The sequence below is a fragment of the Acinetobacter sp. YH12108 genome, assembly GCF_013419055.1.
Taxonomy (GTDB): Bacteria; Pseudomonadota; Gammaproteobacteria; order Pseudomonadales; family Moraxellaceae; genus Acinetobacter.
On the sequence record NZ_VPAW01000014.1, the window covers coordinates 1 to 13,908 of the forward strand.

Consider the following 13,908-nt stretch of genomic DNA (forward strand, 5'->3'; position numbering starts at 1 on the left):
GAGGCATGTTCCGCGTCCTTGCAATACTGTGTTTACATACAGTCTATCGCTTAGCGGAAAGTTCTTTTACCCTCAGCCGAAATGCCTGCCGTTGCTAGACATTGCCAGCCAGTGCCCGTCACTCCCATTCAGTACTTAATGAAAGCTACGGAACAACTAATAAATTTTATGGTTTGCATCTCACCCAAGAAGAAGCAGAAAAAACCATCCCGAAATTATTAGAACGTACTCAAAAGTATTTAAACCATAAAAAAGGTTAATACCCTTGCGTTGATCAGCTAATTGATCAACTGCTGGCTTTATAAACGCAAACGATGTTTTTTTAGTTGATTAAAATAATCCAAAACTTAATTTTGATAATTCAGCACCCATAATTCTACTAATGCATTTCCATCAAGCCTTAATTCAAACCATATTCAATTAACAATGAATTAACACCACTACGGCGTTATTTCTTAAATGTGGTATATGGCTTTACCCACCCCCTACTCGTCTATGGCTAATTGTTCCAGTGTCAGTCAAAAAATGAAATATAATTCATTCTCAAAAATGAGAATCTGTTCACAAATGGGAACGCGAAGCAGCCTTAATTTTAAAAATACCAGTTCATCTAGACTAAATTTGAGTAAGTCTGATTAATATTGAATAAAAAACCTAAGTTTTTCGCCGTATGTTTTAATCTTCAATGGTTTAACTTTAATGAAATTTTTTTTAAATAAACTAATTTAGTGGATTTTGACCGTTATAATGGTTTTATCTCGAGGCATATTGCCTTAAACTTGGAGCCGTGTGATATTAAAACTATCTAGTATCTTTTCTCATGAAGCTAGGATTGAATCCCTTGTTATTCAATTTGAAGCCGATTATCAAACTGCACTAAAGCAAGGTTTAGATATTTACTTTGGCGTTGGCTATGCAACTAATGAGGATAGTCAATCTATACAGGCGTATCTTGTGAAAGATAAGGAGATTTATAAAAAGCATTACTGGAGTTGGGAATACCCAAGAACACCACACAAAATTGAAAAAACTAAAGCTGAGCACCGCCATTGGTTAAACCTAGCTGATGTACGAAACGCTGCGCTCGAGGCGAATATTACAAATGAAGCAGATCTACAATCTGTTTTACAACGTTCATTCGCTACAATATAAAAAGGTAATCTAAATGATAAAAAAAAGTGTGGGTTTTGAACGTGCTTCTGATGTTCAAGCCATCGTTTACTCAGTAAATGATGGATCTGCAGTTTTTGTCGTACCAAATGGCTTTGTGGTGCTGGAGGTTCCATTGTCACAAACTCAAGCCGAGTACTTCAAGATGTATGAGAAGTCACCTAATGTATTTGTGTTGCACGGTAAGGCAAAATTCCATTACGTGTGTGATTGTGAAGTTGAACTGGTTGGCTTTAGTATAGAAAAATCTAAGCTAACAAATCAATTGGTCAATCCAAGCTTATTTAGCCACATTGATAAACCTGCAGTCAGTATAGATTGCGTCTATGATGATATGTCTGCACCAACTATAAGCCCTGGCTTTTATTGTTAATTAGCTGGTATAAAAGTAGCCCGAAATTCGGGCTTTTAATTTGTCTGAAGACAAGTTATTTCAACTCGCACGGCGCTTTAATTCTGATGTTATTTGCCCAAGAAAAAACATCCGAACCTTTTTGTGGGAAAGGCTGACTCTTAGAATACTGCAACCAACACACCGAATTATGGGTTGGATCTTGTGCCTTACGTTTTTCACGTAATTTAATCAGGCTTTCTCTTAACGCTGCAGTATCGTATTTTGGATCAAGTGACATAAAACCTACCGCAAACAGATCCGCATAAGATTCTCGCCATAGTTGCGTTTTACCGCTACTTTCAGCGGTTACAAAGGTAGATACATCATCCATCTTTACTTTGGACCGATCAGACGGCGCAATTGAATTTAATGCTTTAAGTGGCTGGCCAAGTTCACCAGGCACATCGGTCGCACGATCTAAACAGTGAGATAACTCGTGCGCTAATATCAGCATTTCCCAATCGTTGTAGCTTACATCGGTTTTTGCTTCTTTATACATGGTGTTCATGCTGGTTTTAGACATATTCACCAGGCAATATCCTGTACTAGATCTTAATGAAGCTGGAGAAGCTTGCGGTATATCTAAGGAAGTTAAAGCCCAACTTTCGTTAAAGTCACCTAACACAAGTGGCGCGTTGTAGTTTTCCTTGGCAAACTTTTGTAGTTGATTGAAGTTACTACCCGGTACCATCGCAGCAATATGGTCATGGTTGAACTGTTTCTTTTCTAGCGTTTTGAAACACCATATAAAACCATATGACAGTAGAAACATTAGGAATGGAACAACAGCAACAGAGAGCATAAGTAGCATAAAGTTTTCGTCTAGTCGCTTGGTTCGGTCTTTGGTCTTAATATAAGGTGTTGCCAAGCACCAGCTGAGCACTACTGTCATCAAGATTAAAATAACAAGAAAAGTCATGGTGTAGCCAACTGGTTGAATAAACGTAAAGGCAATCCACGCAAAACAAGTTAGGACGGTTAAGGTCCACAAAATGATGTTTAAAATGATTTTTGTTTTCACGCCGTTGGCATCCCTAATCTATAAAAATAAATGTGGCCCATTAAACGGGCCATATTGAGTCTGTTCTCTTCATCATCGCCAATGTGGTCGATATAAATATATTAATAAACCATCAAAGCTAAAAACTTTTCTTAAAAATTTAAGATGCCTGCACACCAGGATAATCGTTGTAGTTGCCATCAATAAATTGATTGGTAGATTTACTGACATCATCATACCAAATCGGCATGCATTTCGACTTGTCAGTTTGATCGATGGCCATGTATGGAAGTCCTAATTCGTTTTGAATCAATTCAGCATCCATAAATGGCTCAAGAACCTTCATAGGAATGGAAAACAAACACTCAACATACCCATTATCATGAATGACCTTCCGGCTGGCTTTAGAAGCACTGTCAAAGCGCAATGCATTCCACAAGTGAGAAGCTTCATTGATGGTATGTGGTTGTTTTAGGTAATTAGGATTTTCAGACGCATAGATCGACAGTGTATTCACATCAATCATCAGCTTAAGTACACCTGAACCGACCATATGTTCAATCGGTATATACAGCATGATAGCGCCGTATCCTAAGCTTCGTTTTTTAGCATCTGGATGTTCACCAATACCACCAATAACGCTATGAATAAGAATAGGTAGAGTTGTGTTCATTTTATAAACCTTTCAATAGTTTTATATCTCTTTATACATTTGATACCGCGTATAGCAGATATATAACACGGCGATGTTAATAGAGATTGCATACAGCCATTAATATTGATTAATGACTTCATCCATCACATAAATTGAGTAGTTGTACTGGTCTAAGCGATATTTGCTTTCTTCAGTATGTTCACTGGCCAATGCTTGTAGTTGAGTTTCGTTCATGGAAGAAGCATAGCGGTTACGGATTGATTTAAGCTGGCTCAATTCTAAACGTCCAGTACTCTTGGTCAGATTGCTGACAGTTGTGAATAGATCCTGGTCATATTCTTGCAATTCACCATACAGCCAAGCAAGGTGTTCTGCATTGATGTATGGGTTATTTTTTTCATAGTAGTTTTTCAGTTTGAATAAACTCAAACCACATATGAACACAGCAACTATAAGGCTAATGACAAGCCCCTCACCGAGTTTAAGTAGGTATAGGAATATAAAGATACTAATCACGCCAATGGCAATAGAGATATATCGCATGGTTTGATTTTGGAACATTTCTAACATGGGCATTACTCACTTTTTGTAATGTTGTTTTGATAAAGATGGTCTATTTGAGCGATGGCAAGTTTCATGCGTTCCGTGGTGCAAGTCAGGTCGTCATCAAAACGATGGTTGAATTCAACAATCCCCTGTTCTTCCATGTCTTGCATTTCACGCTTAGCATTACTTAAGCCTTTTTCTATACCAACCAGATTCAAGTTAAAGAAGTCTTCTAGTAGCTTTTCACTCTCAATGATTTGTTTGAGCTCAGTAACATAGACTTCAGTTTTCTTTTTGCTGATTTCCGCAGCCATCGCATAACGAAAGTTGCCGTTTACAACAACAGTTTTGAGGTCTGGTGAATATTCGTTGTATTCACTTGGAATTCGACTAACGGACTGGACGGCGTGACTCCAGCCATACTTCTGAAAATATTCAATTCCCGTCATGGTATATACCTACGATTGTTCTTTTTTAAGTTCAATAACAGCCAATAACGCTTTGTTTTGGCGTTCCAATTCATATTGTTTTTGGCGGTCTACATTTTGGCGATCGAAAAGTTCTCTAATCTGCTGTTTGTAGTGGTTGTCATAGTACGAATAGGCTTTACGTTCTGCTTTTCTACGTGCAATGCGAACTTTGGGATGCCAGTTGAATTCTTTGTCGTCTGCATAACCCCTCATGAACTCAACCAGTTTGCTATCACCACGCATTTTACAAACCTTAATGAAGCCCATTTCTAAAACTGTAATTGGCGCACGGCGCGGATCTCCAAACTCCCAACGCCGTTTAATCCCAAAGCCACACATCTCTATTTGAACCGTAATCATGGTTTAACCTTTATCAAATGTTTGAGCTTCTGGATCTTCGACATTAAATCTGGACCATCACTTTCATGGTAAGCAAGGTGTTCATTAACGAATGTGATAAAAGCATCCAATTCAGTTTGAATCGTTGCCAATTGATTGCGTAACCACTGGCATGTGGCTTCATCTTGTTTTATCGCCGTTTCAAGCAATCCTCTCGCATGTTCATAGGCATTTGCCTCACCTTGCGCCACCATATCTGCAGATGATTTCCAATCGCCCCATTTCTTATTCCAAAAGTCATCAAGCAGCTGCAGTAATTTTTCTACTTCCAATTGGTCATCGCTGATGGCTGGTGTTTGCATTTGATAGATAGACTTTTTAGTTTCTACTTCACTTTGCATCCAACCATCACGAAAAGCTTCCCATTTCGCCTGATGCACCCAAGAAGAATAATTGCCACTGGCCAACAGACTACCGACCACGCCGTATTTATTTTCAAAAGCGCTACGAGCTTCAATTTCTGAAGCAATGTTTTCATTCATGTTCATTGTTATTCACCGTCCGTAATTCAATTTCAGTTGAAGTGGCTAAACGGATGGTACGCTTGGCATATGCGATGCATCCGTAAAAAGTGGAACCGTGCGGATTGATTAGGTCCACGTACAAATGGCGAGTGGTGATGCGGTTGATCTAGAGCAATGCGTATCAATCATGCTGACTATCCCCATGAAGCAAAGGCACTTGTAATGAGATTTTTGTTTCCTTCATCTCATGAAGTTTTTGAATCGCACGTTCTGGATCTATCACCCATGCATCAAAGAGCAGTTGTGTGACAAAAGAAAACTTCTCACCAACTTTGCGGAACGGTGTGCCGTGGCTATTCAGGAATTGTTCAAACACAAGATATTGCTGTTCGATGGCCTGGTTAAGTTCAAACAGGTCAATACAGCCCTCTATCAAGTTGTACTCACCTAAAGCATTCGGCATAAACATCCATTTACGCTCATGGGTTAAGCCATCTACATGTAGGTAGGCATGTTTGTTGAGGCTAGTCCACTCAGGTTTCATCATGACGTAGGTGTTGTACTCGTCATCTTCAAGATAGTTGTAGTGGGTAGCATCAACGGGTTTCTTTGCTAAAACAGAAATGGCCTGTTCAAGTGTCAGACCGAGAATGAGTGCATGTGGTGTAGTTGATGATTGGTGATCCATATTCCCTACCCCTTAGATTGTCGGGCTAGTCGGTTTAGGACCACTCAAACAAATTTCGTTTTGAACGTGATTGTAGATCTCAGCCAAGTGAGGTCGTGTGCTAAAGAATTGATCTTCTGATGTATCAGAGAGGTTAGCACTCATGACTGTGAGTAGTGCTTCATTTTTGAATTGCGCTTGAACCGCCGACTTTAATGCACCATTCAATGAAGCATGCAGATTGTTGAATAGCGAAATAACACGGGCATTCTGATCATTCTTTTTGAAGAAGATAAAATTAACTTCACGTTCACGGAAAAACACCAGCTGATATTCAAGCCCTGATTCTGATAAATCATTCCCCATATCAATCAATGCATCATCTGGCACGGCGAACGCAGCGTATTTTGAATCAAAGTTTTGAAGTGCTTTACTTGAGATTAGATTCAAACTTACTTTGCCTTGAATCGGCACACATTGGCTCAGTTTCTTAGCCAAGTAATGTGCAGCAGCCATGTGATGTGATCCACCAGCATTTTGAACAAAAATCTTAGGACTCCAGCCATAGATAAAAAATTGATCAGTGGTTGTATCTGGAGAGTTCAATAAACGGATTTCTGGCCATAACAACATTCGATCTAAATTTTCCATACTCACATCACTAATGTAATCAGGGCATGCGTTTTTTACAAAATCATCAATGCTACGGTACTGGCTTAAATCCGACTTGGAATTTGAGAAGCCCCCAATTTCAGATAGGTCAAGTAAGCATGGTGTTTCAAGATGAATGATTTCTGCAAAAATCGGATTAAATACTTCAGCCAATTCTTCAGCAAAGGTAGAGATGTAGAACGGCTTATGATTTTGCGTATCTTGACCAAGGTAGCTGATGGAATCGTTATCTTTGGCATGTGGATTCAAAACAATGTTTTTGCCTGGTACAAAATTAGTAGGAGATATACCAGTCATACAAAGAGAATCTTTGATTTGATGAAAAGGGAAAACATCGGTCATGGCGATGCTGTCAGAATTGACTAAACGGGTATCAATAAAGGGTTTTAACTTGAGATTCTTATAAAGCTTATGTTTTGCTGAAAATACCGAAAGTAAAGTGTCTAACATTTTAAGCACTCCATTGATTAATGCTTTATTAAAACTAATAAAGATATATTAATACAGAAAGTGCTTATAAGTATTTTTTTGGAAAATTAATTTAAGAATTGCGGTTGAGTGGTATTAGTTGCAAGTGGTTGTACGGCGTTGTTATCGACAGACTTTGAGTACTGTTGCACTTCAACAATTCGCACACCTTTAACGTGTAAACGTGTTTTATAGTCAGTCATTCCAAGTGTTTGTAAGTCGTCTAGCTGTTCTTTAGTCATTGCCTATATCCTGTATATTGGATGTGATTTAAGGGCAATTTAATTGATGTATTAAGGATTGTAAAGGGTAAAACACAGTTCATTAAACTTTTTATGAAATGGTATATACCGATTAAGCCTAAAACAAAACAAGGTTTTAAAAAGTGGTTTAGTTATGTTTAAGAATACGCACGTTAAAACTAAGTTATTATATTAAAATGCATCTAAACTAGGGTTAAAACCAAACTGGATGCCAATATGTGTTCAAACATTGAATCTTACGCCGTGAACCTATCCAATGTACCTAAAGCTATCTCTTGCTTGAATATGTATGACTTTCAAACGTTAGCACTAGGACCAACCTATTTACCCCGATTTATCACTTGCAGATCGCCACATTCCATATACGGCGCTATTGGTTGCATTTGATGTGAATGCGTCTGAAAAGTTTCGCTTAATCGAAATGATGGTGCCTGAAGCCATTCCGCTGTCGCAGTTGTTGTTATTGGCCATATTCAATGAAACGCCGTATAAGAGCGAATATGAAATAGCCCAATACATGCCGAGTGATGAATTAAGGCGTATTAAGTACAAACAGCTCACCCAAAAAAACTAAAGGCTGGATAACCAGCCTTATGTCTTCTACATGGATGCGTTTAGTCATCCTTTTTTTTGATTGTAATGCCTGATCGTAATGAAGCTGAAGAACCTTTTGAACCAAGTATCACCAACAATTTTTCAAAAGTAACGCATTCGTGCGAGAACGGGTTTTTCATCAAAGCTTTTTCAAACTTAGCTGCATACTGTTGTTCTACGAATTCCATTTCATTTTTAGTGCTATGTGAGATGGCTTGATCAAGACTGGCTTTGTTTTCCGCAATGTATTGTGTCTGATCTTCAGGTTTTACATGGCGTGGTATCTGAACAAGCTGATATTCAGTAATTGGCGCAACGGTTAAGTCATATCCTGTTAGGATCTCTTTCAATTCATCATAGTAGCTGTCTAGGTTCATTGGTGTGATAACGGCGCGAGTCACAGTTTCAACATCACTTTCCTGTTGAGCCTGTTCAGGTTCGCTTATACGTTCACCATAGATATTAAATTCAGCATCAAGATCCGCATTGTTGTAAGCACCAGCTTGTACTTGAGGTGAAATGTCAGAATCTTTACCGAAGTACTGGAACTGTTTTCGCTTCTCAATAATCTGGTCTTTAATGTTTGCTTCTTTTTGTGCTGAAACAATACTTTCACGGTGTTTTTGTTCTTTGGAGATTTCACCTTTCGCCGTGGACGAAGACATTACTGTTCTTTGACCAGGTGCCATCCCTTCAGGTGTGATGGATTCAAGACGTCTTGCTTCAAGAATCTGATGTACAAAATCTTGAGTAAAGTCTTTTACCGTGTTGTTGTTTTCGTACAAGGTGTTATTGAGCTTTCTGCAGATCTCAAAATCACCAAGCGCCGTGACATTGGCAGATGAATTGTTGTCTGTCAGTAGCGTGTGTTTTTCCTCAATCTCATGAATGAAGTCTTCAATTTTTAAAGTAGGATCGTAGATTTCAGATTTTTGGATATTGAAGATTGGGCAAAGGTCATTTAAGCGTAAGTACTTGGGTTGATCACCAGCCACATAGAACGCCAACATTGATACGATTTTAACGTCTGAAGTTTTACCACCTTCCCCTTTAGTTGATATGAGCAAGGTAAATTCGCCGTTGTGCTGTCCGGCAATTTGTTCAATTGTCACACGTTTTTCTTTGGCGAACTGGACTTCTGTTTGTGGTACCGAACGGTTGAATACTAGACCTTGATACATATTGATTGAGTTAACTTTACCTTGCCACTCTTCACCAGCAAAACCATCAACCAATTTGTATGTTGTACTTTCAGCACCCGAAGTAGTACGTCCAATGGCTTTAACGGTCGTGTTACCCCATGTAGCAGCTGCTTCCTCTTTAGATCCACGTTCAATATCTTCAAATGTTTGAGCACCGAACGTAATAGAGAAGTTAAGCGAACGTGCCTGAGCTGGTAAAACCGAAGCACCGACAATAACGATGTAGCCCCATTCGTCCAAAAATAGCTTAAATGAAGTAGTGGCGTTGGTTGGTCGTGCGTCAATAATGGCACGGCGTAAACCTTCCATTTTGTTACCAAGGGAACCAGCCATCATTTGTTTAATTGAGCCAATGATTAATTTTCCGAGCATTTTGAGTGAGTCTGGTGAACGCTCAAGAGCTGGTAATGGCACAGTTAAGATACGGCGGTTAAGTACAACGTCAAAAATATCAATATCACCGCCATGCTCTACACCAAAGATGTGACCGTAGTTAAACGTCAAGTCGTTAATCGCTTTGGTTAACTGCATGGTGATATAACCGTGTTGCTCACGGGTTTTGGTTTCTTGTTTCTTTAACTTTTTAGGGTTGCTTGAATAACCAGGTAATGAAACGAGGTAGCCTTGAAGTTGTTCAGCCACACGTTCAAAGTCAATCCCGTATTTATCGTTATGACAAAATACCAATTCTTCAAGTGCTTCAAGTTCCATGTATTGCGTGAATACTTTTGGTGAAAGCTGAATGAAGCCATTGTCACGTAGATAGACCAAAACTCGTGTAAGTGCGGCGATAAAGGCCATCGCACGACCTTTCCACATGTCACCACCGCCACCGCCTGAGTCATCAAGCAAGTTGATCAAGAATTCAATCAACATCCCTGAGCTGGTGTTGCTCATTTGGTTCATTGAGTTGGTCATCTTGTCGGTTTGTGCACGTAGCATGTTACGACCTGAGGTAATGAAGTTGATCGTTAATAGATCCTCATTACGCCCAAAGCGGTTACATAAACGATAGTGGTCTTGTTGAGCCTTGGTATCACCTTTTGCGTCTACAAAGATATAACCTGAGTTTTGTACGTACTGGTTGGCACAGTTACCTAGCATGTATTCTGTTTTACCCGAACCCGTAGTACCTAACACAATTTGATGTGTACGGTCATCGGAGTTAGATGCATAAACAGGTAGACCAGTTTCACGGCAACGACCAAGGTAAGTCACACCCTCACCTTGTAGCTTATCGCGATTGGTACGTGCGTATTCCAAAAAGGCTTTTGGATTGTCCAGTACGTCATCTTTTACGCGTGATGTAATGTCAGTTGACGCATCCAGTGAGTTTGAATGCAACGGCGCACGGAATGGCCACTCAAAAAAGTAATCATTCGGATGTGTGTAGCGTTTTAATAGGTAATACGCGATCCCTATAAATATCTCACCGCCAAACGGAACAACAAACAAAATAACTGCAATAGCACCAAGAACGCCAACCAAATAATTAGCGCCGTCTGGCGCTGTAAGTTTTAAATGGATTTTCTCTAAGCCTGATCGTGTATCACGCTTAAGCGAACTTGGCCTGAACTTTGTTTGTGTGCCGTATTTTTGTGTAGAAGCCATGCTTTGCGACCTACTCTTTTATCTTCAGGATAATAGGCAAAGTCGTTGTTTAACGACCTTACCCATTTCCAAGCACTTCAATGTATATACCAATTAACGCAAATCTATATAGCTGATTGGAGTTAAGAAGAAACAGCTTCAGACTTACGTTGGTTCAGTAATTTTTTCTTCATGTTTTGCTCAAGTTCATAGCGTTGATATTCAACAACCATCTCTTGTGCCATGGTAGAAATCACTGAAGCAGTTGCTTTGTTTTCGTCAAAGTCCGTGCCTTTATTTTTGGCATTTTTCTCAATCATGGTACGCCGTGTCTTAATCTGGTTCTTCGCACCTTTTGGGTAAAATTGTGCAAGGACCTTCAACGCCTTACCACGTTCACCGATAAGGTCATACGTGTAGTTACGGAGCGCACGTTCATCGGGATGTGTACTGAGTGACCATAAAAGGATTGGACCAAGTGAAACGGTATATAAGCCCGAACATTCCATTTTTTCGAGTTTAATTTTACTGAAGTACGTTAAGCCTTGATCTGAGAAACCTACGTTACCTGAACCAAGAGCATCCATTTCTAGTTGAGTTAGACCGATACTGTCACGAATAGCTTCACGAGATTCGCGTGTACCAGGATCGACAATCACATACGCCGTAGCAAAGCCAACCAAGTCTTTAAAGTCTTCTACTTTGTGTGATGCCAAGTTAAGACGAGCACCCCATTTACGCAATGTACGTGCGTCTTCAGCCAATTCTTCTAATAGGATTGGATCGCCTTTCGCAACGTGCAATTCGTCATAAGACATAATTTTGCGGTCTTCAAGAAGCTCATTAATCAGTTGGGTTGCATATTCACGATAAGCTTGTGGGAATTTTGGAATATCGTCACGGCTCACGGCGAACTTACGCTTAATGAACATCCGTACAATCTGGAAGAATAGAGATGTAGTTTTAGGATCTGATGATGTCGCAACTTCGTTTAAGTCGATAGAAGCTACACGAGCGTTACCGATGTCAAAGTTAGTGTGATAGAAGAATGCTGGATAGGTATTTTGTGCAGCCATAATCTGATGCGCCAAAAAGTCCAGTGCTCGTTCATTATCAATATGAACATCACTCCAAACATCTAAAATTGATGAATCAGAAAGGGTTTCAATCATATCGCCAATAGTCGGCATTGCGTAACGGTGTGCCAACGTGCGTCCACGGATCTCATTCAAAGAATGGAAAAGGTCACGTAGAGCGTAATAAGAAATATCCTTACCTTGTTCAGAATGTGGCTCAATCAGTCCGTGTTTTTCCATGATGCGATCTAGTTCTGGATCTGCAAAGCGCATGTACTTACGTGCTTTATGATCAGCATTCGTATCATCAGCAAAATAGAATGTACGGCGTAGGACCGCACCAATAACGTCAGAAGTATTTTTGGCTGGTTGCCCTTTCAATTCAGGCGGTGTTACCAATGAACTTAAAAACGCTGTCATTTGACGCATTTCGTAGTTTAACGGGTAGCGTAAGCCCATACTGAATTCAAGCGGATTAATCGCTTCTTCTTTTGAGTTTTTAATACGCTTATAGATGGCATAGTGACGTAGCTCTTCAGGCAATGAATCTTGCACTGTTTCTACTAACCCACGGCTTGACTCACCCACATCGACAATATAGGTCAACGGGATACGCTCGTTACCAGGCATCATGATGTCCTCAAGCATGCCTTTGTTCATTGTGACCGATTTACCCGTACCCGGTTTACCAATGTTAATAGTCGTCCATACAGTCACTTCATTTGAGAACGAATCAAGAATAATCAGTTTACCGTCTAAGGTTTTGTTGAGCTGATGCCCTTTATGGAATGGTGAGTTAATACGTGTCAGCGGTAACATGTAGAACACATCAAACAGCGGTGCCGGTGAAATAGGTGCGTGATTACGTACCATCAAGCCCGGTATATGTGATGCCCAAGTCAAAATAGGATCGCCAGCCTGTTCCATGACTTTTGCACCGCCCCACGCTTCAAAACTCTTCCAAAGCTTTTGGCGCCGTCCTACAAGAATGTTTACACCATCTTCGGTATTTGGTGCCCATGTCATCATGGTCATTTGCAGACCAGCAACAGTGTCTACTTGATCTAGGTCATTTTTAGTGGCCATCAAAATGTTACCAGCATTACGAATGGCTTTGTTTTGTGCCGTCATAAAGTGAATAACGCTTGATAACGTGCGTTTCATCATGGTTCCAGCCATACCATCACCAGTAATACAGTAACTCACCGCATATGGGATAGAACGGATGTTACCGCTAGTGTCGTGCGTTTTGGCCTGGTGTAATAAGCGGAATAGCGTTTCAAACGTATTCGTCTTCGCTGGATATATATCTACCATCAATGGAGCATATACAACGCCGTCAGTGATAACACTTCCCACTGGATAGAATGAACCTTGACTTGTACCAGGTAAGATCGCATTCGTCATGAGTTGTTCTGAGATCGGTTGATACAAAACGTGTGACGCATCATGTTCTGATGGTATTTCTTTCCAACGCATCGGTAAGCGTGTATTCAGCATCGGCACAGACAAGGTGAAGTCATCTGAAGTTGAATGTGAGGCAATTTGTTTTTTAATCGCTAGACCAGCTTCAACAACATTCAATACTTCATAGATTGCTGGAAATTCTTCAGTTGAGAGTGAGTTTAAGAATTGTGAGACAAAAGACTCATGGTGTACGTATAAGCTGTCCGATGATTTAAGCATGTCTTGAGCATTGACCGTACTTGGCATTGTAATTTGCGACAGTAGCTTTTTACGGTTTTTTGAGTCTTGAGCCTTATCGATTGGCGATAGTAAGGTTGGCTCAGAGATTAAAGCGATATAACAGCTTTCGTTAAATACACCGCCTGAAATGGTTTCTGTCATTTCATCAATGATGATGTCTAGATTCATCGCACAACGCGCCGTGGTCGCCTTTTGCATGGCATTCAAGTCATGAATCGCGTATGGCGTCTCATGGTCTACTTTGAACGCTAGATGAATCGTATGTCCACGGTCTTTGAAGTAGTTACGCATGTTGCTCGTCATCAAACCAATTTGACGGCTGAATGCATCACCACTAATTAAACTCTTAATCCCCTTGTATTCGATGATCGTAATCATTGTACCAGTTTTTGTGACAAACGTATGTTCGTCCGATACTGTTTCTAAATCGCAATAATCCTCTACGTCAGCTTTCATGCTTTGTAGGAATAACATCAATATAATTTCAATCTTGGAGTAACCAGTCTTTTTATAACCAGACTTCTCAGCTTTCTTCTTACTCATTTAAACACCTTTATTCACCTTTCTACGT

General features: G+C 40.0%; 13 protein-coding genes. 2 read left to right on the forward strand and 11 right to left on the reverse strand.

Features of this window, described 5'->3' with window-relative positions:
• Nucleotides 1-789: 789 nt before the first annotated feature.
• Together FTU46_RS10200 and FTU46_RS10205 are read left to right on the forward strand one after the other, a co-directional pair.
• Entirely contained in the window at nucleotides 790-1,152 is a 363-nt protein-coding gene (locus FTU46_RS10200) for a hypothetical protein (RefSeq protein ID WP_227520106.1), read from the forward strand.
• A gap of 13 nt (nucleotides 1,153-1,165) precedes the next feature.
• Nucleotides 1,166-1,543 (forward strand): hypothetical protein, encoded by a 378-nt coding sequence (locus FTU46_RS10205; protein WP_057694184.1) that lies wholly within the window; start codon nucleotides 1,166-1,168, stop codon nucleotides 1,541-1,543.
• Between the two features lie 55 nt (nucleotides 1,544-1,598).
• On the opposite strand, the gene FTU46_RS10210 is transcribed toward FTU46_RS10205, so the two are convergent.
• The 11 genes from FTU46_RS10210 to FTU46_RS10255 all read right to left on the reverse strand — a co-directional run bounded on the left by FTU46_RS10210 (nucleotide 1,599) and on the right by FTU46_RS10255 (nucleotide 13,880).
• Entirely contained in the window at nucleotides 1,599-2,483 is an 885-nt protein-coding gene (locus tag FTU46_RS10210) for a hypothetical protein (protein WP_228716462.1), read from the reverse strand.
• A 241-nt stretch (nucleotides 2,484-2,724) separates the two neighbouring features.
• Nucleotides 2,725-3,237: a hypothetical protein gene (locus FTU46_RS10215; protein ID WP_043041524.1), complete on the reverse strand. Its 513-nt coding sequence runs from the start codon at nucleotides 3,235-3,237 to the stop codon at nucleotides 2,725-2,727.
• Nucleotides 3,238-3,336: 99 nt separating this feature from the next.
• Nucleotides 3,337-3,789, reverse strand: a complete 453-nt coding sequence (locus FTU46_RS10220) for a hypothetical protein (protein ID WP_033917408.1) — start codon at nucleotides 3,787-3,789, stop codon at nucleotides 3,337-3,339.
• Between the two features lie 5 nt (nucleotides 3,790-3,794).
• Nucleotides 3,795-4,214: a hypothetical protein gene (locus tag FTU46_RS10225; protein WP_000145713.1), complete on the reverse strand. Its 420-nt coding sequence runs from the start codon at nucleotides 4,212-4,214 to the stop codon at nucleotides 3,795-3,797.
• A gap of 9 nt (nucleotides 4,215-4,223) precedes the next feature.
• Nucleotides 4,224-4,595, reverse strand: a complete 372-nt coding sequence (locus tag FTU46_RS10230; protein WP_005005929.1) for a hypothetical protein — start codon at nucleotides 4,593-4,595, stop codon at nucleotides 4,224-4,226.
• On the reverse strand, nucleotides 4,592-5,122 hold the full coding sequence (locus FTU46_RS10235; RefSeq protein ID WP_033917402.1) for a hypothetical protein: 531 nt from the start codon (nucleotides 5,120-5,122) through the stop codon (nucleotides 4,592-4,594). Before FTU46_RS10235 ends, FTU46_RS10230 begins: the two co-directional genes overlap by 4 nt.
• Before the next feature lie 157 nt (nucleotides 5,123-5,279).
• Nucleotides 5,280-5,786: a hypothetical protein gene (locus FTU46_RS10240; protein WP_033917403.1), complete on the reverse strand. Its 507-nt coding sequence runs from the start codon at nucleotides 5,784-5,786 to the stop codon at nucleotides 5,280-5,282.
• Between the two features lie 12 nt (nucleotides 5,787-5,798).
• Nucleotides 5,799-6,887 (reverse strand): DUF6685 family protein, encoded by a 1,089-nt coding sequence (locus FTU46_RS10245; protein WP_065995116.1) that lies wholly within the window; start codon nucleotides 6,885-6,887, stop codon nucleotides 5,799-5,801.
• Between the two features lie 86 nt (nucleotides 6,888-6,973).
• Nucleotides 6,974-7,108 carry a hypothetical protein gene (locus FTU46_RS16730; RefSeq protein ID WP_257221201.1) on the reverse strand — a complete coding sequence of 45 codons (135 nt, stop codon included), beginning with the start codon at nucleotides 7,106-7,108 and terminating at the stop codon, nucleotides 6,974-6,976.
• Between the two features lie 674 nt (nucleotides 7,109-7,782).
• A complete protein-coding gene (locus FTU46_RS10250; RefSeq protein WP_042892356.1) occupies nucleotides 7,783-10,575 on the reverse strand; it encodes a type IV secretion protein DotL in 2,793 nt (930 codons plus the stop codon).
• 122 nt (nucleotides 10,576-10,697) lie between these two features.
• Complete coding sequence (locus FTU46_RS10255) at nucleotides 10,698-13,880, reverse strand: hypothetical protein (protein WP_120364225.1); 3,183 nt, start codon at nucleotides 13,878-13,880, stop codon at nucleotides 10,698-10,700.
• Between the last annotated feature and the right edge of the window lie 28 nt (nucleotides 13,881-13,908).

Excerpts from the sequence above, each read along its gene's own strand:
- FTU46_RS10255 (WP_120364225.1), bottom strand. The coding sequence starts at position 13,880 with ATGAGTAAGAAGAAAGCTGAGAAGTCTGGTTATAAAAAGACTGGTTAC.
- FTU46_RS10210 (WP_228716462.1), bottom strand. The coding sequence starts at position 2,483 with ATGACTTTTCTTGTTATTTTAATCTTGATGACAGTAGTGCTCAGCTGG.
- FTU46_RS10215 (WP_043041524.1), bottom strand. The coding sequence starts at position 3,237 with ATGAACACAACTCTACCTATTCTTATTCATAGCGTTATTGGTGGTATT.
- FTU46_RS10250 (WP_042892356.1), bottom strand. The coding sequence starts at position 10,575 with ATGGCTTCTACACAAAAATACGGCACACAAACAAAGTTCAGGCCAAGT.
- FTU46_RS10230 (WP_005005929.1), bottom strand. The coding sequence starts at position 4,595 with ATGATTACGGTTCAAATAGAGATGTGTGGCTTTGGGATTAAACGGCGT.
- FTU46_RS10205 (WP_057694184.1), top strand. The coding sequence starts at position 1,166 with ATGATAAAAAAAAGTGTGGGTTTTGAACGTGCTTCTGATGTTCAAGCC.
- FTU46_RS10235 (WP_033917402.1), bottom strand. The coding sequence starts at position 5,122 with ATGAACATGAATGAAAACATTGCTTCAGAAATTGAAGCTCGTAGCGCT.
- FTU46_RS10220 (WP_033917408.1), bottom strand. The coding sequence starts at position 3,789 with ATGTTAGAAATGTTCCAAAATCAAACCATGCGATATATCTCTATTGCC.
- FTU46_RS16730 (WP_257221201.1), bottom strand. The coding sequence starts at position 7,108 with ATGACTGACTATAAAACACGTTTACACGTTAAAGGTGTGCGAATTGTT.
- FTU46_RS10245 (WP_065995116.1), bottom strand. The coding sequence starts at position 6,887 with ATGTTAGACACTTTACTTTCGGTATTTTCAGCAAAACATAAGCTTTAT.
- FTU46_RS10240 (WP_033917403.1), bottom strand. The coding sequence starts at position 5,786 with ATGGATCACCAATCATCAACTACACCACATGCACTCATTCTCGGTCTG.
- FTU46_RS10225 (WP_000145713.1), bottom strand. The coding sequence starts at position 4,214 with ATGACGGGAATTGAATATTTTCAGAAGTATGGCTGGAGTCACGCCGTC.